Raw genomic sequence first — 23,516 nt, 5'->3', positions numbered from 1 at the left:
TTTAGACATCGTCATAATCGACCAGGATCTTCGGTGATGTGGGTTGTGCCTGACAGGTTAATATGAGGCCTTCTGCAACTTCATTCTCTGTTAGAATATTGTTTTGAATCATAGTGGCCTGTCCCTCTTTGAGACGTGCCAGACAACTGCTGCAGATGCCACCCTGACAGGAATAGGGAGCGTCAAGATCTTCATCGAGTGCGGCTTCCAGAATGGTTTGATTAGAGGACATTTCAAAGACGGTCTCTTCGTCGTCCACAATTACCGTAATTTGAACTTTATCATTGGAAGCGGTGCTTGTAGAAGTTACCTCATCTGTTTTCGAAGCCTTGAACAGCTCAAAGTGAATGCGATTTTCATCAATGCCATGTTCGGTCAATACGTCTTTAACCGTATGGATCATGGCTTCAGGTCCGCAGAGGTAGAACGCATCGACATCGATGTGTTTATGCTTATTTTTCATCACATAATTAATCGTGCTTTTTTCAATTCGACCAAAAATCGCGTCTTCATTATCCTGCTGACTGAACACAAACTGAATGGAAAACCGGTCTTTGTATTGATGCTGTAATTCTAGAAGCTCATTTAAGAACATGGTGTCCTGGGTTGTTTTATTGCCATAGACCAAAATCACTTTACTGTAAACTTCCTCTTCCAGGGCACATTTTATGATACTCATTATTGGCGTTATGCCACTGCCTGCAGCAAATGCCGCGATATTCTTTGTCTTGGAATCATTGGGCTCGAAAATAAAGCGTCCCTTCGGAGGCGCTACCTCCAAGGTTTGCCCAACTTTCAATTCTGTGTTGGCATAGGCAGAAAAGGTACCGTCTTGAACTTCTTTAACCGCCACCTTTAAGGTGTTACTTTTGGGGGAGGCACAGAGGGAATAGTCGCGTCTCACCTCCTCGTCAGCGATGTGTGCTTTTAGAGTAATGTACTGTCCGGCTTTATAACGAAAGATATCCTTCAGGTTATCAGGAACATTAAAGGTTATGCTTACCGCTTTATTCGTTTCTCGCTTTATATTTTTAATAGAGAGTTTATAAAATGAAGACATGCTAAAATTTTTTTGACAAAAATAGTGAAGTCCTTTAGCATATCTTAATTTTGAATGTAACATTTTAAATGAATAGGTTACTAACCGATAAACGCAACCCAAATGATGATTAAACTGTTCTTAGGTCTGGAGTGGAAATCTTTTGTACGTTCGGCCAGTTTCGGAAAAAGTTTAGGGATTAAGATACTTTTAGGTTTCCTGGCCATATACTTCATGGCTGTTTTTTTAATTATGGGGATTGCTCTGTTTCCTGCCTTAAAGAAGATTTTCCCGGATGAGGATCCTTTTTTAATGGTTAATGGCTTTTTGTTCTATTGGATTTTGGGAGACCTCTTGATGCGTTTTTTCTTCCAGAAATTACCGGTAATGCATGTGAAACCGTTATTGGTCCTTCCCATTAAACGGCATAAAATAGTTAATTATGTATTGGGAAAATCGGTAGTTTCATTCTTCAATTTTTTACCTTTTTTTGCAATTATTCCGTTTGGAGTGACCTTAATTCTTAATGATTATCCACTCTATTCGGTGGTTTTCTGGATGCTGGCTCTGGCATTAACCGTGTTCGTTATTAATTTTTTCAATTTTATAGTGGAAAATTATTTGGCAGAAAAAGAACTGTCTTTTTTACCCATGGTTCTTTTGGTGGGCTTGTTTTTCGCAATGGATTATTTTGATATTGTTTCCTTTAGAGCGTTTGTTTCCAAGGCGTATCTAACCATTTATGACCAACCCTATTACAACCTGGTTTTAGTGGTTGTTTTAATGGCATTGTATATTTTAAACGGCAAACTCTTAACTGAGAAATTGTTCCTGGATAGCGGTTTAAAATCCGAGATCAAGGAAGTGCGGACCTCTAATTTAAATTGGACAAAGAACTTCGGAGGAATTGCGCCATTTATGCAAATGGACTTAAAATTAATCTGGCGAAACAAACGTTCCAAATCCTCTGTATGGATTGTTTTAATGGGTTTGTTATACGGCCTGTTTTTTTATCCAAATCCGAGATTTCAGGACTTGACTTCCTTTTATGTGTTTGTCGGTGTATTTTCAACAGGGATCTTTTTAATCAATTTCGGTCAATTTATTCCGGCATGGGACAGTAGTTATTATAAACTGCTGATGAGTCAAAACATTAAGTACAAGCAGTATTTGGAATCGAAATTCACCTTAATGGCTCTGAGTGTCGTCATTTTGTTTGTATTGGGAATTCCCTATATCTATTTTGGATGGAAAGTACTTTTAGCCCATTTCGCGGCGGCTATTTACAATGTCGGCGTTAACTCCCATGTTATACTATATGGTGGTTCCTTTAACAGAAAGAAAATCGATTTAAGTCAAAAAGCGGCCTTTAATTATCAAGGCACCGGAGCGGTGCAATGGCTTATCGGGATTCCTTTAATGCTGTTGCCAATGGGCATTTTTGCATTATTTAATGCGTTAATTGGATTTGAAATAGCGTCGTTGGTATTGATAATAAGTGGGATTGTCGGGATCGTTTTTCATGAAAAACTGATGCAACACATAACCAGGAGATACCTGAACTCAAAATATAAAATGATTGATGCCTTTGGCCAGGACAACTAAATACATGTAATATGATAAGCACATCAAATTTATCGAAAGTCTATAATGGGAATACCGTCTTAAATATTGAAACTCTGGACATACCAAAAGGACAGAGCTTTGGACTTGTTGGGAATAATGGTGCGGGAAAAACAACGTATTTTTCGTTACTCCTGGATTTAATACAACCCTCGTCGGGGCATATCGTGTCAAATACGATTCAAGTCAACAAAAGTGAAGACTGGAAACCTTTTACTACTGCATTTATTGATGAAAGTTTTTTAATTGGGTATTTAACACCGGAGGAATATTTTTACTTTATCGGTGAATTGAGAGGACAGAACAGGGCCGATGTTAATAAAGTCTTAGACCGATTTGAAGATCTTTTTCATGGTGAGATATTAAACAAGAAGAAATATTTAAGAGACTTGAGTAAAGGGAATCAGAAAAAAGTGGGTATCGCTGCCGCTCTTATTGGTCAACCGGAAGTCATTGTTTTAGATGAACCTTTTGCCAATTTAGACCCCACAACTCAAATCCGATTAAAAGCGATACTTAAAGACCTGGCACAAAAGCAAGGTGTTACCATATTAATTTCAAGTCACGATTTACTCCATGTTACTGATGTATGCGAACGCATTGTAGTTTTGCATAAAGGAGAAATTATTAAAGACTTGATCACCAATGAAGCGACACTAAAAGAATTGGAAGCGCATTTTGCGAATCAGTCTTTGGGCTAAAAGGCGCACAAATATCTGGGCGAATCAAAAAAGATGCTTATTTTTACCTACCTGCATAATATATGCAAGGGAATGTAGTTATTTATAATACTAAATTTTCAAGGTATTGAAGTCGTTTTCAAAAGGGATACTAGCCATAACCATTTCCATTATTTTATTGGTAAGTTGTTCGAGAAAGAAGGATAACTTTATAAGTCGAAACTACCATGCCGTTACTACCGAGTTCAATACATTGTATAACGGCTACCTGGCATTGGAGGATGGACGCCTCAATCTTAACGAAAGCTATCAGGATAATTATTGGGATGTATTGCCAATAGAACGCATGGAGGTTATGGATGTGGTCATGCTTCCGGGCCAGTCCAAAAATGAAAATTTTAATCGCGCTGAAGAAAAGGCCGTAAAAGCCATTCAGAAGCACAGCATGAATATAGACGGGCGTGAAAAAAATCCGCAGATTGATGAGGCTTACCTGTTGCTTGGAAAGGCTCGGTATTTCGATCAGCGTTTTGTGCCGGCAATAGAAGCTTTTAACTATATCCTTTATAAATATCCGGCAAGTGATAAAATCAATCAGGCAAAAATATGGCGCGAAAAAACCAACCTCCGTTTGGAGAATGACGAACTGGCCTTGAAGAACTTGAAACGATTATTACGGCAGGAGGACTTAGAAGGTCAGGATCTTGCCGACGCCACATCAACAATGGCGCAGGCCTATTTAAACCTCAAGGCCCTGGATACTGCCATAGCCAAATTAGAAATAGCGTCCGTGGCAACAAAGAGTAACGACGAACGTGGACGTTACCGTTTTATACAAGGACAATTGTACAATGCCTTAGGATATAAGGATAGTGCGAATATAGCCTTCGACAGAGTCATTGAACTCAACAGGAAGACACCTAGAATATATATGATAAGTGCCTATATCGAGAAAATTAAGAATTTCGATTATGACAATGGGGATAAATTAGCATTGAGAACATTGCTTACCGAGTTGGAGGAAAATAGAGAAAACAGACCTTATCTGGATAAAATATACCATCAAATCGCCGTGTTTCATGATCGAAACCAATCGGACTCATTGGCCAATGTGTATTACAATAAATCCTTGCGAACTAATTCTAAAGACCAACTACTCATTGCGAAAAACTATCAAATTCTGGGGGACAAGAATTTCGATGCCTCTCTGTACAGAGAGGCGGGTCAGTATTATGACAGTACCATGAATAACCTCGTAACGGATTCGAAGCCCTATCGCGTTATAAAAAAGAAAAGAGATAATCTTATTGATGTCATTTATTATGAAGATATCGCTCAGGTGAATGATAGCCTATTGCATTTAATTAACCTGCCGGAATCTGAACGGCTGGCCTTTTTTGAAGCTTTTACGGATAGTTTAGAGCAAAAAGCGAAGAAAGAAAAAGAATTACAAGAGGCAAACGAGCGAAACAAGGGTGGTCTGGCAACGGTAAACAATAACCTTCCCGGTCAACGGATGAATATGGGTGGCGGTGGCTTGCCCGGCCAGGGAAGTACATTTTACTTTTATAATCCCACGACGGTAGCTTATGGCAAAAACGAATTTGTTAAAATCTGGGGTAACAGAACCTTGGAGGATAACTGGAGATGGTCCAGTGAACCCGGATCTGGTGGTGCGGGTCTGGTATCCGGTGGGGACCTGTTAGCTACTGCAACTGAAGAAGAACGTTATGACCCCCAATTTTACATATCAAAAATTCCGTCTGAAGAAAAAGAGATTGATAGTATCTGGAAAGAACGAAACTATGCGTATTATCAACTGGGCCTCATTTATAAAGAAAAGTTCAAGGAATATGAATTGGCAAAAGGGAAATTCCAGGAACTTTTAAAAAGTAATCCGGAAGAGCGATTGATTTTACCATCTAAATATAATTTGTTTAAAATTTATGAATTAATTGGTGCGTCCTCAGAAGCCCTTATAGCCAAGGAGGACATCATAAAGAACTATCCCGATTCACGATACGCAACCATATTGTCGAATCCTGAATTGGCGAGTCTCGTAGACGAGAACAGTCCTGAAGTGTTGTATGAAAAACTGTATGAATTGCATGAGGATCAGCAATATGAAACGGTCATACAAAAGTGTGAGGACTATATCAATGCCTTCGATGGGGAAGCGATAGTTTCCAAATTCGAACTCCTTAAAGCGACTGCAGTAGGGCGCCTTTATGGTTTCGAACCCTACAAAGAAGCCATTAATTTTGTAGCGGTGACCTACGCCAATACACCGGAAGGTATCAAGGCACAGGAAATCCAGTCTAAAGTAATGCCGCAATTATCAAGTGCCGAGTTCATAGAACCTAATGATAGTCTGACAAACAATTATAAGGTGGTTTTTCAATTCAAAGAAGACAACAGGGAAACAATCTTAGGGTATAAACAGGAGCTGGACACCATACTGAAAAACATTAAATACTATGACCTGAAATCATCCATGGATGTATATGATCCAAATACGACACTTATACTCGTTCACGGTATCCGCAATAAAAATGTCGCCCAAACATTTGATCAATTATTAAGAAAAGAGGAAAGAAAAAAAATCACGAAACCTTATTTTGTAATTTCATCCGATAATTACCGAATTGTACAAATTCATAAGAATTTGAATACCTTTTTAAATTTAAGTAATAACTAAGTTTACAGTAATATGTTTTCTGATAACAAAAAAGACAAAACCATGGCAGAAGGAACATCCAATCAAAATATTATAGCTCAGGGCACAAAAATAGTTGGAGACCTCAACAGTGAAGGCGATTTGAGAATTGACGGCGTCCTGGAGGGCAACATCAAAACCACGGGCAAGGTGGTGGTTGGAAAAAAGGGGGTACTGAAAGGCACCTTGCAAGGAACCGATGCCCATTTTGAGGGGAAATTTGATGGTAAACTGGCCCTTACAGGGACACTGACCTTAAAAGCCTCTGCATTTATTCAGGGAGAAGTCGTTGTAGGTAAATTAGCAGTGGAGCCCGGAGCCACGTTTAATGTAAGTTGTATGATGAAAGGAGCCGTAAAAGAAATGACCAATGCCCAGCAACAAAGACAACAAGGACCTGGATCCGAAAAAACAGCTTAAAAATGTTGCCCAACTTTCCGGAATTGCCATTCAAATGGGGGTTACTATCTATTTGTTTGTCCTACTGGGCAAATGGTTAGACGCTAACTATAATAACGGACAGAAGCTGTATATTATAATTATGACGCTTTTGGGTGTGGGGATATCGCTTTACGTCGTCCTGAAGCAAGTCAACAGAATTAACAATACATGAAGCACCCCATTCTTCGCTTCGCTTTAAAAGCAATATTTTTTTTAAGTATTACCTTTTATATTCATATAGGTGCCTTAAAGGTGTTTGGCTTGGCCTTATTTGAGAATGAAATTATACTTTCTTACACTGTCAATCTTATTTTGGTCGTCCTGATTTTTGGCGTTTTATATCTATTGAGAAACAGATTTACGGCCCAGTTAGGGTTTTTATTTTTAGTTGGAAGTTTATTGAAATTCGCTATATTTTTTATCCTCTTTTATCCTATTTTCAAAGAGGATGGGGTACTTTCCAAATTGGAATTTGCCTCTTTTTTTGTCCCTTATGCGATCGGATTAATAATCGAAACAATTAGTCTTGGTAACTGGTTAAATAAGCTGAAATAATTAGCTGAAAAACACCTCCTTAACCCTTCCGTCAAATAAAAGAAAAAATTGTTTTTGTTTTTGATAGAAAAACATACCTTTGCAGCGATTTTTAAGCCACTATTATTGAAAGTGATATGCATCGAAAAATAGCTTTAAAACCTTTAAACCTAATACTGTTTTTACTGACCATTGTTTCTTACGGAAAGGAGCAGGACCATGGTCATGAAGCATCAAATTCAGGCAAAACTACCGAAGCTGAAGTTAAGGAATACATCCAACATCACTTAAAGGATTCTTATGATTTCAACTTGTTTTCCTATAAAACGGATGCTGGTGAAGAAAAACATGTTGGGTTTCCACTACCGGTAATTTTATGGGATAACGGGCTGAAACTATTTTCGTCTTCAAAATTTCATCACGGAGAAACGGTTGCAGAGGTTGATGGCAGCTATTACAAGTTATATCATTCCAAAATATATAAGGTAGCATCTCCTGATGGAGAAATAATTGAAGATGACCATCATCATCCAATAAATGAAAAACCCTTAGATTTTTCCATAACTAAAAATGTCGTCATGATTTTCATGGTATTTGCCATCATGTTCTTTATGTTCAGACGCATGGCTATGGCCTACAAAAAGAATGGAAGAATGCCTAAAGGTCTGGGTCGTTTTCTTGAACCTATCGTATTGTACGTAAGGGATGAAATCGCCATTCCTAATATTGGTGAAAAACATTACAAACGCTATATGAGTTATTTGTTGACGGTATTCTTCTTTGTATGGATCGTTAATTTATTTGGTTTAACACCCATTGGAATGAACTTGACAAATAATATTGCAGTCACTTTATGTTTGGCACTCATCACCTATTTCATAACCACGTTTTCAGGAAATAAAAATTACTGGAAACATATTTTTTGGATGCCGGGTGTGCCTGTTCCAATGAAAATTATTTTGGCACCTATAGAGTTATTAGGAACTTTTATTAAACCATTTGCGCTAATGATTCGTTTGTATGCGAACATTACTGCGGGACATGTGGTGTTAATGAGTATCATTGGAATGGTGTTTTTATTGGAGAACTGGTTGGGAAGCTCGTTGTCATTTCTGTTGGCCTTTGTGTTGGGCATATTAGAATTATTGGTAGCAGCTTTACAGGCTTATATTTTTACAGTGCTGTCGGCATTGTATTTTGGGATGGCGGTTGAAGAACATGACCATCATTAAATTGAATGTTTAATTTTTAAATATATATTTTATGGAGATTCCAGCTATCGTAGGTGCAGGTTTAGTAGTTATAGGAGCAGGTATAGGTATTGGTAGAATCGGTGGTTCTGCTATGGAAGCTATCGCTCGTCAGCCTGAAGCTACAGGAAAAATTCAAACCGCTATGCTTATTGCAGCAGCGTTAATTGAAGGTATTGGATTCGCTGCATTATTTGCAGTGTAAACAACATTTAAGAAACAGCTATAACGGTTGGTTATAGCTGTTCTTTTTAAATTAAACATCGGGTTTTGGAAATTTAAAGAATTATGGAAAAATTATTTGAACACTTTTCGTTAGGATTGTTTGTATGGCAGGCCGTTTTATTTATTGCCTTAGTCTTGTTATTAAAGAAGTTTGCCTGGAAACCGATTTTAGATTCGGTGAATAGCAGGGAAGAGGGCATAAAGGATGCTTTAGATGCTGCGGAGAAAGCCAAGCTGGAAATGACAAATCTTAAGGCGGATAATGAGAAGTTGTTGAAGGAAGCCAGAGCTGAACGTGAACTCATGCTGAAAGAGGCAAGAGACATGAAGAATAAGATGATAGAAGATGCCAAGGACGAAGCCAAGGAAGCCTCGGCTAAACTTATTGCCCAGGCACAGGCCACAATTGAAACAGAAAAGAAGGCTGCGATTGCTGATTTAAAATCACAAGTCGCAAGTCTATCCCTTGAAATAGCAGAAAAGGTAGTTCGTGAAGAATTGTCCAACAAGGACAAACAGGTTAAATTGGTGGAGTCGATGTTGGGTGAGGCCACATTAAAATAGATATAATGGCAGGAAGCAGAGCAGCAATACGTTACGCAAAGGCCGTGTTGGCATTGGCATCAGAGCAGAAAAAGGCTGATGTGGTGAATGAGGACATGAAGTTGATTGCTAATACCTTAGATCAGAGCGAAGAACTCAGTGAACTATTGCATAATGCGGTTACCAAATCTGAAACAAAAAAAACGGCTTTAGTTTCGGTTTTTCCTAAATGTCATGCGATTACCTCGGGGTTGTTTGATGTATTGGTTACAAACAAAAGAATTGATATCGTTTATGACGTCGCCAGGAGATATAGTGCACTTTATGATGAATTTATGGGGAAAGAAGTCGCTAAGGTGACCACAGCTTTTCCGATGACAAGTGCTTTAGAAGCTAAGGTTTTGGCAAAAATTAAGGAATTGACAAATAAGGAAGTGACATTAGAAAAGGTTGTGGATGAGGCCATTTTAGGAGGTTTTGTTCTAAGAGTTGGAGACAAGCAATATGATGCTAGTGTTGCTAACAAGCTTAATAAATTAAAAAGAGAATTTACATTAAATTAAAATAAGATGGCAGAAGTAAAACCGGCTGAAGTATCAGCAATCTTGAAACAACAACTTGCGGGATTTGAGGCCTCGGCTTCATTGGATGAAGTAGGAACAGTTCTTACAGTAGGTGATGGTATTGTTCGCGCATATGGCTTATCGAACGCACAATACGGGGAGTTAGTAGAGTTTGAAGGCGGCTTGGAAGGGATCGTACTGAACCTTGAAGAAGATAATGTTGGTATCGTATTATTGGGTGAATCCAAAGGAATAAAGGAAGGGTCTACAGTAAAACGTACCGATAAAATTGCTTCTATTAATGTTGGAGAAGGCATTGTAGGACGTGTTGTTGATACCTTGGGAAACCCAATAGATGGGAAAGGCCCTATCTCTGGAAAAACCTATCAAATGCCATTAGAGCGCAAAGCTCCGGGTGTTATTTTCCGTGAGCCTGTATCGGAGCCATTGCAAACGGGTATTAAGTCTATCGATGCCATGATTCCGGTTGGTCGAGGACAACGGGAGTTAGTGATTGGCGATCGACAAACAGGGAAGACCACGGTTTGTATAGACACGATCTTGAATCAAAAGGAATTTTATGATGCCGGTGAGCCCGTGTATTGTATTTATGTTGCAGTAGGGCAAAAGGCCTCTACGGTAGCTAATATTGCCAAAACCCTGGAAGACAGAGGGGCCTTGGCCTATACAACTATTGTTGCGGCAAATGCCTCGGATCCTGCACCTATGCAAGTATATGCGCCTATGGGAGGAGCTGCTATAGGAGAGTATTTTAGAGATTCCGGTCGTCCGGCATTAATTATCTATGACGATCTCTCCAAACAAGCGGTAGCCTACCGAGAGGTATCCTTGTTATTGCGCAGACCACCGGGTCGTGAAGCTTACCCCGGTGATGTTTTCTACTTACACTCGCGTTTGTTGGAACGTTCAGCAAAAATTATCAACGACGATGCCATTGCTAAGAACATGAACGATCTTCCAGATGCCTTAAAACCATTGGTCAAAGGAGGGGGTTCCTTAACAGCTTTGCCAATTATTGAAACACAGGCGGGAGATGTATCAGCCTACATACCCACGAACGTGATCTCCATTACCGATGGTCAGATATTCCTGGATGGCGATCTATTTAATTCGGGTGTACGGCCCGCTATCAACGTTGGAATTTCGGTGTCTCGTGTGGGAGGTAATGCCCAGATTAAATCTATGAAGAAAGTGGCAGGTACCCTTAAATTAGACCAGGCGCAATATCGCGAATTAGAGGCTTTTGCCAAATTTGGTTCAGATTTGGATGCTTCTACCCTGAATGTTATTGAGAAAGGAAAACGTAACGTAGAAATTTTAAAGCAGGCACAGAATGACCCCTATAAAGTGGAGGATCAAATTGCAATAATCTATGCCGGCTCAAAGAATTTATTAAGAAATGTTCCTGTTGAAAAGGTAAAGGAATTCGAAAGAGATTTTATAGAGTTCTTAAATGCCAAGCATAGAGAGGTATTAGATACCCTTAAGGCAGGGAAATTAACAGATGAAATTACAGATACCTTAACGGCTGTTGCTAAGGATTTAGCTGGGAAATATTGATCTGTTCTCATATAACCTTAGAATAACGAGAGTATTGATGACGCGTAATTTATAATAAACTAATAAAATCTCCTCTCTTACCAGAGAGATCAGAATTGGCCAATGGCAAACTTAAAAGAAATACGGAACAGAATATCTTCGGTATCTTCAACAATGCAGATTACCAGTGCCATGAAAATGGTATCGGCTGCAAAGTTAAAGAAAGCTCAGGATGCCATAACGGCAATGCGTCCATATGCGGATAAACTTACCGAACTTTTACAAAGTTTAAGTGCTACCCTTGATGCCGATACCGGAAGTAAATTTTCGACACAGCGTCAGGTAAAAAAAGTATTAGTTGTGGCAATAACCTCCAACAGAGGACTGGCTGGTGCATTTAATTCGAACATTATAAAAGAGGTTAATAAATTAACTTCTGAAACCTACGCCGATAAAGAGGTGTCTTATTTGGTAATAGGGAAAAAGGCCAATGACGCCTTCAAGAAAACAAATAAGGTGATTGCAAATAAAAGTGACGTTTTTGATGATTTAACCTTTGACAACGTTGCTGAAATCGCTCAGTTGCTGATGGATAAATTTGTTGCTGGTGAATGCGATAAGATTGAAATTGTTTATAACAAATTTAAAAATGCGGCAACTCAGATTGTAATGACCGAACAGTTTTTACCTATTGTGCCAATTGAAGGAAATGGCAGTGCCAGTTCCGATTATATTTTTGAACCTGGAAAAGCAGAAATTGTTGAACAGTTAATTCCGAAGTCCTTAAAGACGCAGCTTTATAAGGGCGTCAGAGATTCCTTTGCCAGTGAACACGGTGCTCGTATGACAGCCATGCACAAGGCAACGGACAACGCAAAAGAATTAAAAGACCAGTTAACGCTATCCTACAATAAGGCAAGGCAAGCAGCCATTACAAACGAAATATTAGAGATTGTTGGAGGTGCTGAGGCATTGAATAACTAAATCTTATAGAGCCGAAGGCGTTTAGCATCTTTTTAGAATCTAATTTTTAACCTCACCTATCTAAATATATGGTTTAGATAGCTGAGGTTTTTTTTATGGAACACTATTTGATTTCATATATTTAAAATGAATCAAGAAAATAATATGGGATTTCGAAATAGGATCTTTTTTATAGGATTATTAACCGTTATAACAGGTTGCTTTACGCATTGCGCCTCCTCTTATAAAATTCAGGATTCATTTGATGTAAATTTTAAAGAAGTATATTCTCAAAGCTGGGTAGGCGGTGAGAAAGATTCAGAGTCCGGTACGAATCTATACATTCATTTAAAGCAATTGCCAAATAACATTGTTTTGGACAGTGTGTATTTTAAAGGTCAAAGAAAGATCCTGGAACAGGTGAATCCACTCCTTTTTCTGGCAAGATTTGAGCGGCGACAAAATAGTAAACCCGACATCATTATGAGCAATGAGCCATATGCTGAATATGGGAATAAGCTGCCTCGAATTGGGACCCATATCCCTTTTGAGCTTAAGGATGATGAATGCGTTATCAGTTATAAGGATGGACGCAAAAGGGAATACTTCAAAATTACCGGAATTATAAAGAAGGCCCCGATCTATTATCCTGTTAGGCCGCAACAGAAGCACTAACTTATCTTTGGTTTGCATTGGCTAAAACTGTATTTTTAGCCATATAAACCTCATGTCCTTGGGCGCACTTAAAACGCTTTTTAAGCAAACTTTTATATATGGCATAGCAACGGTCCTTCCGCGTATGTTGAGTTTTTTGCTCGTGCCGCTTTACACTACGGAAGGGGTATTGTCCTCAGTAGCTGAATACGGTAAAGTATCGGTTATTTTCTCCTATTTTGTTTTGTTCAACGTGTTATTGGCCTATGGCATGGAAACCGCATTTTTTAGGTTCTTCAATAAGGAACAAAACAAAGATGCAGTTTTAGGGACTTCCACTATTTCGTTAGTGTTATCCTCTTTGGGATTTTTCTTAATCGCCTTATTTTTTCAAGATCAGATAGCTGGGTTAATTGACATTGATGTGAAGTACATCGTCCTGGTTATATGGATTTTGTTATTGGATGCCCTGGTGGTTATTCCCTTTGCCTGGTTGCGTGCTACAGAGCGGCCTATGCGATATGCAGTCATTAAAATAGCCAATGTCATTATCAATTTAGGGCTGAATATTTTCTTTTTATTGGGGCTTAAAAGATTGGCTTCAGAAGATTCCTTATTCGACGTTATTTATGTGCCAGATTTTGAAGTCAGTTACATCTTCATTGCTAACCTAATAGCAAGTGCAGTGACATTGTTAGTCATGTTTTCATTTTATGTTAAGGTGAAATATAGGTTCAATAAATTAGTATGGAAAAAAATGGTAGCCTATGCTTTTCCGGTTTTAATTGCGGGTATTGCCTTCTCTGTAAATGAGACATTTGATAGGATTCTTTTAAAAGAACTATTGCCTGCGGACATTGCAGAAAACCAGATAGGGATGTACTCCGCCTGTTACAAGATAGCCGTTTTTATGACACTATTTGCAACGGCCTATAGATTGGGTATAGAACCGTTCTTTTTCAGTCATGCCAAGAGCAGAAACCCCCAAAGAAATTATGCCAAAATTCTAGAATTCTTTGTTGCTTTTGGTTCTGTTATTATGCTAACAGTAATTGTATTTGTAGATATCCTAAAACCATTTATTGTAAGAAGTGAATCCTATTGGGAAGCCATGTGGGTCGTTCCCATAATATTAATCGCGAACTTTTGTTTGGGGATTTATCACAGTCTCTCGGTATGGTATAAAATTACAGACAGAACAAAGTTTGGAGCGTTAATCTCTATCGTTGGAGCCCTTATAACACTAATTATTAACATCTTATTTATCAAAACCTTCAGTTATAAGGCCTCTGCAGTCGCCACCCTATGTGCCTATGCAACGATGATGGGACTATCTTACTATTTCGGAAAGAAATATTATCCTATACCGTATAATTTAAAAAAAATATTAGGATATTTAGGACTGTCCATTGGGTTGTCTTTATTATCATTCTACCAATTTAGAACAAATTATATTATTGGAATCTCGATGTTAGTTGTATTTTTGGGATTTGTATTTGTAATGGAAAAAAGCCAGATTAACCTATTGTTAAAGAAACAGGAATGACTATTAAAATAATTAATAAATCCAGACATGACTTACCGCACTACGAAACAGGTGCTTCAGCAGGAATGGATTTAAGAGCAAATTTAACCGAATCCAGAACCTTAAAACCTCTGGAAAGGAGCATTGTCGGAACAGGTCTATTCATAGAATTGCCATTAGGTTATGAAGCTCAGGTACGTCCTCGAAGTGGACTAGCGGCTAAAAAAGGGATTACGGTATTAAATGCTCCCGGAACTATAGATGCTGATTACAGGGGAGAAATAGGAGTTATTTTGGTGAATTTATCTCATGAAGATTTTATCGTACAAAATGGCGAACGCATTGCCCAGCTGGTCATAGCCAGGCATGAACGGACTGAGTGGGTGGAAGTAGATGAATTAACGGAAACTTCAAGGGGAGAAGGTGGTTTTGGAAGCACCGGAATAAAATAAAAGTCAATATTCTAATTTCCTTTGGCGAACCAACGAGGTGATGCCTTATGTTGATTGATAAGGGAGATATCCTATATACAGTTTAAAAACGCTAAATTAGACAATGCAATGACTGGTAATTACGTTACTTACAATGGTGATTATTTGGCCGTTAGTTTTGGAGATTATTCTGTTTTGGAATAATATTTGAAATCCATTTTATCAGAATATACCCAAGGATGTCCTATGTTACAATGAACTATAACGCTAACATATTCAATTTTCTTTTTGGAATACTCTGTATTTCGCAATTGAGTTATGCCCAGGTCGATTTCAACAAAACGCCAGATGATGATCTGGGTAACGTAGAGGATCAATTTCAGGAATATTTTTATGAGGCCCTAAAGCAAAAAGGGATTGAGAATTATGACCGATCGATTGAAGCTCTTTTAAAGTGTATTGAATTAAATGATGAGCCGGCGGTTTTATATTTCGAACTTGGAAAGAACTACAACAAACTCAAGAATTTTGGAGCTGCAGAAGCGTCATTTAACAAAGCGGTTAAAAAAGATCCTGATAACGAATGGTATTTAGATGAATTGTATGGATTTTATGTGGCTCAAAATGATTTAGACAAGGCCATTAAAGCCATTAAACAGCTAGTTGAATACCATCCGGATTACAAGGAAGATTTGGCAGCACTGTATGTAAGAACAAAAAATTATGATGATGCTCTGGAGCTTTTGGATGAACTTGATAAAGCACATGGCATTTCTGAAAGTCGTGATGTTTTAAGGAATCAGGTTTACAAGGCCACTGGACGTAAAAAAGATCAAATTGAAAACCTTGAACAGCGTGTTGATGATGATCCTGGAAAGGAATCAAATTATTTGGCCCTGATTTATCGCTACAGTGAAAACAACCAAAAGGATAAGGCTTTTGAAACCGCAAAGGAACTGTTACAGATTAATCCGAATTCACAACTGGTGCATTTGGCCTTATACAAGTTTTATTTAGATGCTAATGAGCCGGATTTGGCGATAGAATCAATGAAGATCGTCTTGAAAAGTAATCAAGTTAAGCCTGACGCGAAATTAAAAGTGTTATCTGATTTTGTAAGTTTTGTAAACAATAACCCGGAATACGAAACCGATTTGGTTGAGGCGACAACCTTGGCAGAAAGTCAGAACGATAAAAAAACCCTGGAAGAATTAGGACAGTATTATTTGTCGAAAGGGGATAAGGAAAGAGCACTGCGCTATTTTGAATCTGTTTTAAGGTTGGATGAGAATACATATTCTGTTTTACAGAATGTATTGTTATTGAAATTGGATTTAAAGCAGTTTGAACAAGTCCTGCAACAAAGTGCCGAAGCGCTTCTAAAATACCCGTCTCAACCCCTAATTTATTTAATTAATGGCGTTGCACTGGGATCGCTGAATAAACCAAATGAGGCTATTGATGTTTTGGAAGAGGGTCTGGATTACATCATTGACGATTCTAAAATGGAAATCGATTTTTACATCCAATTAGCAGGTGCTTATAAAGCAATAAACAATTTAGACAAGGCAAAATCGTTTACTGATAAGATAAAACTATTACAAAACCCCAATGAATAAGGACATCATCAAAAAGTTTAAATATATTGTATTCACCCTTCTGGCCATCTGGACTTTCAACTGTAAATCCTCAAGGAGTTTAGGATCGGGAGAAGCCAATTTGAATTTATCTACCAAGCAGGTTATACGAGAGAATCTTAAAAGATCGCCGGATTTTAAAACCTTATCTACTCGAATTAAAATAGATATGGATGATGGTAAATCCTCTAAAGCGTATACGATTAATTTACGAATGGAAAAGGACAAACAGATTTTATTAACCTCGACGCCAATATCAGTTGTAAAGGCTTTAATAACACCGGATAGGGTTCGTTTTTATAATAAATTAGATAGAACTTATTTTGATGGAGGATACACTTATCTAAGTGAGGTTTTGGGAACAGAACTGGACTTTAGCAAAGTGCAGAATTTGTTGTTGGGAGAGGCACTTTATAATCTTAAAGACGATTCTTATAAGTCATTTATCCATGAGAATAAATACGTGCTGCAACCGAGACGCCAACAGGAGATCATTGAAATATTTTACTTACTTAATCCATCGTATTTTAAAATTGAATCACAGCAGTTAACCCAGCCTTATCTGTCCAGACATTTGCAAATTGATTATTTACAATATCAGGAAGTGAATAAGCAAACCCTTCCGGAACGAATCAAAGTGATTGCCCTTGAAGAAGATGAGGAATTAAAAGTGGGATTGGAATACAGGGGAGTCTCATTGAATGCCGACTTAAGATTTCCGTTTAAGATACCGTCGGGTTATGATGAAATTAAATTGTAATGACGAGCAATAGGGACATCTTTAGAATTATAGTATTTGCTGCGTTAATTCTATCAACATTTGCGTTTTCCCAAAACAGGAAACAAGAATTGGAAACTCGTCGACAAGAATTAAGGAGGGAAATTCAAAAGATCAGTGAACTACAAGCCGAAACGAAATCTAAAGCCCAATCAGAATTATCACTGATAGAAGACTTCAATTATAAAATTACGGTGCTCAACAACCTTATTAAGATTACCAACCAGCAGGCAAACTATTTAACTCGTGAAATTAATGCCAATCAAAAGAAGATTACATCCCTAAGAGCGGAATTAAAGCAATTAAAAGAGGATTATGCTGCAATGGTCGTGAAGTCCTATAAAAGTAAAAATAAGCAAAGTAAGGTCATGTTTTTGCTGTCTTCAACCGACTTCAAGCAAGCCTATAAACGATTACAGTATATTAAACAGTATGCCAATCATCAAAAACAACAGGGAGAAACTATTAAAGCCAAGACCGTAGAACTGCAAAACACAAATCAAGATTTATTAAAACAAAGAGAGGAAAAGGAGCGTCTTATATCCGAAAACAGGGTGACTCAAAGGACGCTGGAAGCAACAAAAAAGCAACATGAATCTCTTATGCAGTCTATTAAAAAAAATATGAGCAGATATACGGCACAAATTAAGGCGAAGCAGCAAGAAGCCGATCGTATAGACCGAGAGATAGAGAAAATAATTAAAGCCGCGATAGCCCGTTCGAATAAAAGAGTAGGAAAATCGGAATCGTCTACGAGCTTTGCTTTAACTGCTGAAGAAAAAATCCTGGCTTCAAATTTTGTTGCCAATAAAGGGAAATTACCATGGCCGGTTGAGAAAGGGTATGTGAAACTGCGTTATGGCAATCAACCGCATCCAATAAACAGATCGCTTACCATAAAGAGCAATGGTGTTCGTATAGCTACAGAAAAGGGGGCCCAGGTCCGCACGGTATTTAGCGGGGAAGTCATAGGTGTGATTACACTTAAGAATGTTAATCCGTTGGTAATGGTGCGCCACGGGAATTATATAACCACATATAAAAACTTATCTAAAGTATATGTTAAAGAAGGCGACAAGGTTAATACGAAGCAAGTCATAGGTGAAGTCGCTACAAATAGAGCAACTAATGAATCGGTTCTCAGTTTTGTTGTTTCAAAAGAAAGCGACACCCAGGATCCTGCCGCCTGGATCTATAAGATGTAACTCCTCCGGCTTTAATCAAGTTGAGACTTATAATAGCAGCATAATTACTCGAATAATGCCTTCAATTCAGTTGCATCATTTGGTTTGATTTTTCCGGCTAACAAGAGACTCAGTTGTTTCCGGCGTAAAGCGGCGGCAAATCGTTCTTTCTCCAGGGAGGTCTCCGGGGTAACCTCCGGAACGGTTACGGGACGTCCTGTATCGTCAACGGCCACAAAGGTATAAATAGCTTCGTTTGCTTTTGTGCGTTCACCGGATTCACGATCTTCAATCCAAACATCAATAAATACTTCCATCGACGTTTTAAATGCACGGGATACTTTGGCTTCAACCGTCACCACGCTACCTAATGGAACAGCTTTGGTAAAGGCAACATGATTAACAGAGGCTGTGACCACAATCCGTCTGCTGTGCCTCCTTGCAGCAATACTGGCCGCACGATCCATACGGGCCAACAACTCTCCACCAAATAAATTATTTAAGGGATTGGTCTCTCCCGGTAAAACCATATCTGTAAGGATGGTCTTAGATTGCTCAGGTGTTTTTGCTTGCATCTTGGGTAACAATTTAGATGGGGCAAAGGTACTATCCTTTTAAGTTTTTAAGAAGTAAAACCGAATGCAATTTTGTATTAATAAAGGCTGCTGGATGATGAGGTTTAATTTTCAACCTTAACAATAAACATTTTTTCGCGATTAGGACTATTCACTTTTAACTTTAACGCTTTTGAGGCTAATTCGGACACACTAAATGTTTCATTATAAACGAAAAAATAGTCGCTTTTTTGATCGAAAAAGAAACGCACATTTGCATATCCTTCAGATTCAAGGGTTTTAATAAAACGATCTCTTAGAGAAGCATCTTTGAAGGCATCTAAAATCAGATAAAATCCATTATTCACATCCTCAACACCTTTTAAAATTTGAATAATATTTGGACTTCTACTAATGTCTAATTCCTCTTTCGATGTCATTACCTTAGCTTCAGATTTGTTTTCTGAACCTAATTGTATATTCTTTGTCTTTTCAGGTTTCACTGGATATATGGCTCCTGAGGTATTTTTATATAAAGGTTGGTCAAGGTTTCTATCGATATGTATCCAGGCATCTTTATTATGTGTTTTTCTAATTTCACGAACCGCACTTAAAGCTTCAGAGCCTTTTTCATAACTTGCATAGATAACCTCGTGTAACCCATATTTATTTACACCGACATATCGTGCTGGATACCCAAGCTTCCTAAGCTGCTGAACCATTTTAGCAGAATTTTCCTTTATACGAAAAGCGCCGGCAACTATGTGATAATTACCGGTTTGCTTTACAGCATTTAGTGTAATGGCCGGGATAGGATTTAAACTAAAAGTAGCCTCTTGGATTTTGATTTCAAGTTGTTCATTGGCTTGCTCCTGCGCTAATTGATTATGAGTTTCAATTTTATTCACATAATAGTTCGACGCTGTAAATCCACCTAAGGCCAGAGCAATCACGGCTACTGCTGCATATTTTAGATAAGATTTTGATTTGCGTTTTTCCGGTGTCACTCCAATGGGAATAACGCGTTCAAGAGCTTCTGCTGTATCCTTATGAACTTCGCGAAGAATAGCTTGTGACTCAAAATTTGACAAGCCGAATGCATCGGTTAAATAGTTGAGACGATATGTTGGCTCAAATAAAATCTTGCCTTCATTATTAAAAACAATCTCGCCGATATTTTTAAATGTCAGTGTTTCTCCTTGCGTTAAATATGATTTTAAAATTTTTACGCGTTTTGCTATTTTTTTATTCGCAAGATCGAAAGGAATTTTTTCTACATCTGCAATATAATGAGCCAATAGCCCGTCATTTTTTTGAATTTGCTCGTTGAACGACAGTATTTTTTTTGGTGGCCAAAAAGCGTGTGAAGATTCGTCTATACTTGCAGATACGCGATGAGATAAAAACGATCCAAATTTAGGGATCGTAACACATTCATATCGATAAAGTAAATCACTGATGTAGGTTTCAAGCTGCATAAAAACAAAGTTAAAAAATTAAGAATACAGAATAAATTTGAAGAGAAGTATTTATCAACAGTTTAAAATATTTCTTTACTTGCACCTTAAATTGAAATTATGACCTACCATGAATTATTCTATGCCCTTACTTTACAACACGTAACCAATATTGGAGATATTATCGCAAAACGCTTAATTTCATCTTGTGGTTCCCCGGAAGCGGTTTTAAAGGAAAAAAAGCAACGTCTTCTCAAGATTCCCGGAGTCGGACACTATACGATTTCAGATTTATATAATACCAGGCATGCAGAAGCCGCAGAAAATGAGTTGAAATTTATTAAAGACAATGCTATAAAAGTGTCTTATTTTGAAGAGGAATCTTATCCGTTTAGATTGAAACATTGTGTTGATGCCCCTATTTTACTGTTTGAAAAGGGAAATATCAGCTTAAAACATAATCCGGTTATTAGTATTGTGGGAACACGAAAAATTACGACAAGTGGAGTCGCATTTTGTGAGGAATTAATTGAGACATTAAAACCATATGACCCAATAATAGTTTCGGGGTTTGCCTATGGCACCGATATTACTGCCCATAAGGCTGCCATAAAAAACGAGTTACAAACCATAGGTTGCTTGGCCCACGGTTTAAATCAAATCTATCCAAAAACGCATAAAAAATATGTATCTGATGTTGAAAAACATGGTGGATTTTTAACGGATTTTTGGAGTACGTCCATTTTCGACAGAAATAATTTTTTAAAACGAAACCGGATTATTGCGGGATTAAGTGAAGCCACTATTGTGATAGAATCGGCAGAAAAAGGGGGAAGCTTAGTTACCGCTGATATTGCCAACTCCTACAATAGGGATGTGTTTGCCATACCTGGCAGGCCGTCCGACTCACAAAGCGTAGGGTGCAATAATTTGATCAAGCATCAAAGGGCACATATGTTAACGACCCCTTTAGATGTACCCTATATTTTAAATTGGAAATGGGATGAGCAAACTAAGCAACCCATCCAAAAACAATTATTTGTTGAATTAAACGCGGATGAAAAAATTATTTATAACTATCTGATTAATCGAGAAAAGGAGCAATTGGATAGTATTGCTTTAGAGTGTAACATGCCAGTCTTTAAAGTAAGTAGTGTGCTCTTAAACATGGAATTAAAAGGGGTCATTAGACCTTTGCCCGGAAAACTTTTTGAAGTTGCATAAGGGATTAATAGCCCACTTTTTCCCTTACCCTATTTAAAACCTCATTTGCCACACGCCTTGCTTTTTCTGCACCATAGGAAAGCGCCTTATCAATCTCGTTAAGATGACTCATGTAATAATTGTATTTTTTACGAGGTTCTTCAAAACGGGTCAAAATGAGCTCAAACAAGGCTTGCTTTGCATGGCCATAACCATATCCGCCTTTCTCGTAATTTGTTTTCATAGCCTCGACCTCTTCACTACTTGCCAATAACTCATAAAGCCCAAAACAGTTACAGGTTGTCCAGTCTTTTGGATCCTCAAGCGGGGTGCTATCAGTTTTGATGGACATAATTTGCTTTCGAAGCTGTTTGTCATCCAAAAAAATATTTATCGTATTATCCCTGCTTTTACTCATCTTTTCTCCATCTGTACCAGGCACAAGCATGGTGTTTTCCTGAATTCTACTTTCCGGCATCACAAATGTTTCTCCCATTTTTGCGTGAAATCGGGAGGCCACATCACGTGTCATTTCTATATGCTGCAATTGGTCTTTACCAACCGGAATGATATTGGCATCATATAATAGAATATCGGCGGCCATGAGCATAGGGTAGGTAAACAAGCCAGAATTTACATCTTCCAATCGATCAGCCTTATCTTTAAAGCTATGTGCTAAGGTGAGGCGTTGGTAGGGGAAAAAACAACTTAAATACCAGGTCAGTTCTGTTACCTGGGGGATATCACTTTGCCGGTAAAATACCGTTTTTTCAATATCTAATCCGAACGCTAACCAAACAGCCGCAGTAGAATAGGTATTCATTCTAAGTGTTTCGGCATCTTTAATTTGTGTTAGGGTATGAAGATTGGCAATAAACAAAAAGGAATCATTATTTGGTTCTTCCGCCATATTTATAGCCGGAAGAATCGCTCCTAAAATATTTCCTAAATGCGGTGTTCCTGTACTTTGTATGCCTGTGAGTATTCTTGCCATAACTATATTTACTTCAAAGTATTGGGCTGTTAAAGACTGCAATTCGTTTTAAATCATCGCAAAGGTAATTCTTTTGAGCATTATTCTACAATAGAATTTATATCGGAAATCGCTCTGACATGTATTTCGGATGCACTGTCAAAAAGCCATAAACGAATTTATTAAATTAAAATGCTCAATACATTTATGTATTTTTAGGGTCTATGATGGTGTTTAAATATATCTTCTGGATTTTATACCGAATATGGTTTTACGTATTGGTGGCCCTTCCTATTATTACTTTGTTTCCCATTTTACTCATTTCAATTTCTAAAGAATCTTGGTATCCCTATTTTTTTAAATTGGCTCGTCTATGGGCAAAATTTATCCTATTTGGAATGGGATTTAAGGTGATAATTGATTTCGAACAAAACCCAATTCCGAATAAAAGTTATATGTTTATCGCGAATCATACTTCAATGGCTGATATCATGTTGATGCTGGCATCTATCAAGAATCCTTTTGTTTTTGTTGGGAAAAAGGAACTAGCAAAAATACCTCTGTTTGGGTTTTTTTATAAACGTACCAGTATTATGGTCGACAGGAGTTCAGAAAAAAGTCGAAAAGCCGTATTTATAAGGGCTCAAAGACGATTGAAACAAGGCCTTAGTATATGTATTTTTCCGGAAGGAGGCGTTCCCGAAGAACATATTGTTTTAGATGATTTTAAAGACGGTGCTTTTAGGTTAGCCATCAACCATAAGATACCAATAGTGCCCTTAACTTTTTTTGATACCAAGAAGCGATTTTCCTATACCCTTTTTAATGGCGGGCCGGGATTGATGCGGGTAAAGGTTCATGCGTTTTTATCGACTGATAATTTAACAATTGAGGACACAAAATCCTTAAATGAACGTGCAAGAGGAATTATATATAGCTCACTTATAGACCAATAAGCAAAACGGCCCCGCTCAAGGGGCCGT

At 37.9% G+C, this 23,516-nt stretch carries 24 protein-coding genes; 20 read left to right on the top strand and 4 right to left on the bottom strand.

Annotated elements, in window-relative coordinates; genetic code table 11:
• Nucleotide 1 precedes the first annotated feature (1 nt).
• Nucleotides 2-1,060, bottom strand: a complete 1,059-nt coding sequence (locus MR041_RS04330; RefSeq protein ID WP_242092358.1) for a ferredoxin--NADP reductase — start codon at nucleotides 1,058-1,060, stop codon at nucleotides 2-4.
• A 102-nt stretch (nucleotides 1,061-1,162) separates the two neighbouring features.
• On the opposite strand from MR041_RS04330, the gene MR041_RS04325 reads away from it, so the two are divergent.
• The 18 genes from MR041_RS04325 (at nucleotide 1,163) to MR041_RS04240 (ending at nucleotide 18,367) form a co-directional block, all read left to right on the top strand.
• Nucleotides 1,163-2,644, top strand: coding sequence for a DUF5687 family protein (locus MR041_RS04325; protein ID WP_339328747.1), 1,482 nt, complete (start codon nucleotides 1,163-1,165; stop codon nucleotides 2,642-2,644).
• Nucleotides 2,645-2,655: 11 nt separating this feature from the next.
• Nucleotides 2,656-3,363 carry an ABC transporter ATP-binding protein gene (locus tag MR041_RS04320; protein WP_242092357.1) on the top strand — a complete coding sequence of 236 codons (708 nt, stop codon included), beginning with the start codon at nucleotides 2,656-2,658 and terminating at the stop codon, nucleotides 3,361-3,363.
• A 106-nt stretch (nucleotides 3,364-3,469) separates the two neighbouring features.
• Nucleotides 3,470-6,040: a type IX secretion system periplasmic lipoprotein PorW/SprE gene (gene porW / locus MR041_RS04315; protein ID WP_242092356.1), complete on the top strand. Its 2,571-nt coding sequence runs from the start codon at nucleotides 3,470-3,472 to the stop codon at nucleotides 6,038-6,040.
• 12 nt (nucleotides 6,041-6,052) lie between these two features.
• On the top strand, nucleotides 6,053-6,478 hold the full coding sequence (locus tag MR041_RS04310) for a bactofilin family protein (protein ID WP_242092355.1): 426 nt from the start codon (nucleotides 6,053-6,055) through the stop codon (nucleotides 6,476-6,478).
• Entirely contained in the window at nucleotides 6,429-6,671 is a 243-nt protein-coding gene (locus MR041_RS04305) for an AtpZ/AtpI family protein (protein ID WP_242092354.1), read from the top strand. Before MR041_RS04310 ends, MR041_RS04305 begins: the two co-directional genes overlap by 50 nt.
• On the top strand, nucleotides 6,668-7,054 hold the full coding sequence (locus tag MR041_RS04300) for a hypothetical protein (RefSeq protein WP_242092353.1): 387 nt from the start codon (nucleotides 6,668-6,670) through the stop codon (nucleotides 7,052-7,054). Before MR041_RS04305 ends, MR041_RS04300 begins: the two co-directional genes overlap by 4 nt.
• A gap of 116 nt (nucleotides 7,055-7,170) precedes the next feature.
• Nucleotides 7,171-8,265, top strand: a complete 1,095-nt coding sequence (gene atpB, locus MR041_RS04295; protein WP_242092352.1) for a F0F1 ATP synthase subunit A — start codon at nucleotides 7,171-7,173, stop codon at nucleotides 8,263-8,265.
• A 31-nt stretch (nucleotides 8,266-8,296) separates the two neighbouring features.
• Nucleotides 8,297-8,488 (top strand): ATP synthase F0 subunit C, encoded by a 192-nt coding sequence (gene atpE / locus MR041_RS04290; protein ID WP_102756010.1) that lies wholly within the window; start codon nucleotides 8,297-8,299, stop codon nucleotides 8,486-8,488.
• 83 nt (nucleotides 8,489-8,571) lie between these two features.
• Nucleotides 8,572-9,072: a F0F1 ATP synthase subunit B gene (locus MR041_RS04285; RefSeq protein WP_242092351.1), complete on the top strand. Its 501-nt coding sequence runs from the start codon at nucleotides 8,572-8,574 to the stop codon at nucleotides 9,070-9,072.
• Nucleotides 9,073-9,077: 5 nt separating this feature from the next.
• Nucleotides 9,078-9,614 carry an ATP synthase F1 subunit delta gene (atpH, locus tag MR041_RS04280; RefSeq protein ID WP_242092350.1) on the top strand — a complete coding sequence of 179 codons (537 nt, stop codon included), beginning with the start codon at nucleotides 9,078-9,080 and terminating at the stop codon, nucleotides 9,612-9,614.
• 6 nt (nucleotides 9,615-9,620) lie between these two features.
• Nucleotides 9,621-11,195: a F0F1 ATP synthase subunit alpha gene (gene atpA, locus MR041_RS04275; protein ID WP_242092349.1), complete on the top strand. Its 1,575-nt coding sequence runs from the start codon at nucleotides 9,621-9,623 to the stop codon at nucleotides 11,193-11,195.
• A 102-nt stretch (nucleotides 11,196-11,297) separates the two neighbouring features.
• Nucleotides 11,298-12,158 carry an ATP synthase F1 subunit gamma gene (gene atpG, locus MR041_RS04270; RefSeq protein ID WP_242092348.1) on the top strand — a complete coding sequence of 287 codons (861 nt, stop codon included), beginning with the start codon at nucleotides 11,298-11,300 and terminating at the stop codon, nucleotides 12,156-12,158.
• Between the two features lie 126 nt (nucleotides 12,159-12,284).
• Complete coding sequence (locus tag MR041_RS04265; RefSeq protein ID WP_242092347.1) at nucleotides 12,285-12,812, top strand: hypothetical protein; 528 nt, start codon at nucleotides 12,285-12,287, stop codon at nucleotides 12,810-12,812.
• A gap of 58 nt (nucleotides 12,813-12,870) precedes the next feature.
• Nucleotides 12,871-14,337: a lipopolysaccharide biosynthesis protein gene (locus MR041_RS04260; RefSeq protein WP_242092346.1), complete on the top strand. Its 1,467-nt coding sequence runs from the start codon at nucleotides 12,871-12,873 to the stop codon at nucleotides 14,335-14,337.
• Nucleotides 14,334-14,768, top strand: coding sequence for a dUTP diphosphatase (gene dut / locus MR041_RS04255; RefSeq protein ID WP_242092345.1), 435 nt, complete (start codon nucleotides 14,334-14,336; stop codon nucleotides 14,766-14,768). Before MR041_RS04260 ends, dut begins: the two co-directional genes overlap by 4 nt.
• Before the next feature lie 218 nt (nucleotides 14,769-14,986).
• A complete protein-coding gene (locus MR041_RS04250; RefSeq protein ID WP_242092344.1) occupies nucleotides 14,987-16,366 on the top strand; it encodes a tetratricopeptide repeat protein in 1,380 nt (459 codons plus the stop codon).
• Complete coding sequence (gene lolB1 / locus MR041_RS04245) at nucleotides 16,359-17,144, top strand: lipoprotein insertase outer membrane protein LolB1 (protein ID WP_242092343.1); 786 nt, start codon at nucleotides 16,359-16,361, stop codon at nucleotides 17,142-17,144. Before MR041_RS04250 ends, lolB1 begins: the two co-directional genes overlap by 8 nt.
• Complete coding sequence (locus MR041_RS04240; protein ID WP_242092342.1) at nucleotides 17,144-18,367, top strand: murein hydrolase activator EnvC family protein; 1,224 nt, start codon at nucleotides 17,144-17,146, stop codon at nucleotides 18,365-18,367. The genes lolB1 and MR041_RS04240 overlap by 1 nt, the downstream gene beginning before the upstream one ends.
• A gap of 44 nt (nucleotides 18,368-18,411) precedes the next feature.
• Here the strand turns inward: MR041_RS04240 and MR041_RS04235 are convergent, their stop codons facing one another.
• On the bottom strand, nucleotides 18,412-18,921 hold the full coding sequence (locus MR041_RS04235; protein WP_242092341.1) for an acyl-CoA thioesterase: 510 nt from the start codon (nucleotides 18,919-18,921) through the stop codon (nucleotides 18,412-18,414).
• A 104-nt stretch (nucleotides 18,922-19,025) separates the two neighbouring features.
• Nucleotides 19,026-20,378 (bottom strand): HU domain-containing protein, encoded by a 1,353-nt coding sequence (locus MR041_RS04230; RefSeq protein ID WP_339328746.1) that lies wholly within the window; start codon nucleotides 20,376-20,378, stop codon nucleotides 19,026-19,028.
• Between the two features lie 99 nt (nucleotides 20,379-20,477).
• Here MR041_RS04230 and dprA point away from each other — a divergent pair, with 99 nt between their 5' ends.
• Entirely contained in the window at nucleotides 20,478-21,581 is a 1,104-nt protein-coding gene (dprA, locus tag MR041_RS04225; protein ID WP_242092340.1) for a DNA-processing protein DprA, read from the top strand.
• Between the two features lie 4 nt (nucleotides 21,582-21,585).
• Here dprA and trpS read toward each other — a convergent pair whose 3' ends face one another.
• A complete protein-coding gene (gene trpS / locus MR041_RS04220; RefSeq protein WP_242092339.1) occupies nucleotides 21,586-22,554 on the bottom strand; it encodes a tryptophan--tRNA ligase in 969 nt (322 codons plus the stop codon).
• Between the two features lie 203 nt (nucleotides 22,555-22,757).
• On the opposite strand from trpS, the gene MR041_RS04215 reads away from it, so the two are divergent.
• A complete protein-coding gene (locus MR041_RS04215; protein ID WP_242092338.1) occupies nucleotides 22,758-23,489 on the top strand; it encodes a lysophospholipid acyltransferase family protein in 732 nt (243 codons plus the stop codon).
• Nucleotides 23,490-23,516: the final 27 nt, after the last annotated feature.

It is taken from the genome of Aestuariivivens sediminicola (genome assembly GCF_022662015.1).
Lineage (GTDB): Bacteria > Bacteroidota > Bacteroidia > Flavobacteriales > Flavobacteriaceae > Aestuariivivens > Aestuariivivens sediminicola.
This window is presented reverse-complemented; position numbering and strand designations above follow the sequence as displayed.

Excerpts from the sequence above, each read along its gene's own strand:
- atpA (WP_242092349.1), top strand. The coding sequence starts at position 9,621 with ATGGCAGAAGTAAAACCGGCTGAAGTATCAGCAATCTTGAAACAACAA.
- MR041_RS04240 (WP_242092342.1), top strand. The coding sequence starts at position 17,144 with ATGACGAGCAATAGGGACATCTTTAGAATTATAGTATTTGCTGCGTTA.
- MR041_RS04325 (WP_339328747.1), top strand. The coding sequence starts at position 1,163 with ATGATGATTAAACTGTTCTTAGGTCTGGAGTGGAAATCTTTTGTACGT.
- MR041_RS04305 (WP_242092354.1), top strand. The coding sequence starts at position 6,429 with ATGCCCAGCAACAAAGACAACAAGGACCTGGATCCGAAAAAACAGCTT.
- dprA (WP_242092340.1), top strand. The coding sequence starts at position 20,478 with ATGACCTACCATGAATTATTCTATGCCCTTACTTTACAACACGTAACC.
- MR041_RS04285 (WP_242092351.1), top strand. The coding sequence starts at position 8,572 with ATGGAAAAATTATTTGAACACTTTTCGTTAGGATTGTTTGTATGGCAG.
- MR041_RS04330 (WP_242092358.1), bottom strand. The coding sequence starts at position 1,060 with ATGTCTTCATTTTATAAACTCTCTATTAAAAATATAAAGCGAGAAACG.
- MR041_RS04230 (WP_339328746.1), bottom strand. The coding sequence starts at position 20,378 with ATGCAGCTTGAAACCTACATCAGTGATTTACTTTATCGATATGAATGT.
- MR041_RS04265 (WP_242092347.1), top strand. The coding sequence starts at position 12,285 with ATGAATCAAGAAAATAATATGGGATTTCGAAATAGGATCTTTTTTATA.
- lolB1 (WP_242092343.1), top strand. The coding sequence starts at position 16,359 with ATGAATAAGGACATCATCAAAAAGTTTAAATATATTGTATTCACCCTT.
- MR041_RS04320 (WP_242092357.1), top strand. The coding sequence starts at position 2,656 with ATGATAAGCACATCAAATTTATCGAAAGTCTATAATGGGAATACCGTC.
- MR041_RS04250 (WP_242092344.1), top strand. The coding sequence starts at position 14,987 with ATGTCCTATGTTACAATGAACTATAACGCTAACATATTCAATTTTCTT.
- atpE (WP_102756010.1), top strand. The coding sequence starts at position 8,297 with ATGGAGATTCCAGCTATCGTAGGTGCAGGTTTAGTAGTTATAGGAGCA.
- atpG (WP_242092348.1), top strand. The coding sequence starts at position 11,298 with ATGGCAAACTTAAAAGAAATACGGAACAGAATATCTTCGGTATCTTCA.
- MR041_RS04235 (WP_242092341.1), bottom strand. The coding sequence starts at position 18,921 with ATGCAAGCAAAAACACCTGAGCAATCTAAGACCATCCTTACAGATATG.
- trpS (WP_242092339.1), bottom strand. The coding sequence starts at position 22,554 with ATGGCAAGAATACTCACAGGCATACAAAGTACAGGAACACCGCATTTA.
- MR041_RS04310 (WP_242092355.1), top strand. The coding sequence starts at position 6,053 with ATGTTTTCTGATAACAAAAAAGACAAAACCATGGCAGAAGGAACATCC.
- atpH (WP_242092350.1), top strand. The coding sequence starts at position 9,078 with ATGGCAGGAAGCAGAGCAGCAATACGTTACGCAAAGGCCGTGTTGGCA.
- dut (WP_242092345.1), top strand. The coding sequence starts at position 14,334 with ATGACTATTAAAATAATTAATAAATCCAGACATGACTTACCGCACTAC.
- MR041_RS04215 (WP_242092338.1), top strand. The coding sequence starts at position 22,758 with ATGATGGTGTTTAAATATATCTTCTGGATTTTATACCGAATATGGTTT.
- atpB (WP_242092352.1), top strand. The coding sequence starts at position 7,171 with ATGCATCGAAAAATAGCTTTAAAACCTTTAAACCTAATACTGTTTTTA.
- MR041_RS04300 (WP_242092353.1), top strand. The coding sequence starts at position 6,668 with ATGAAGCACCCCATTCTTCGCTTCGCTTTAAAAGCAATATTTTTTTTA.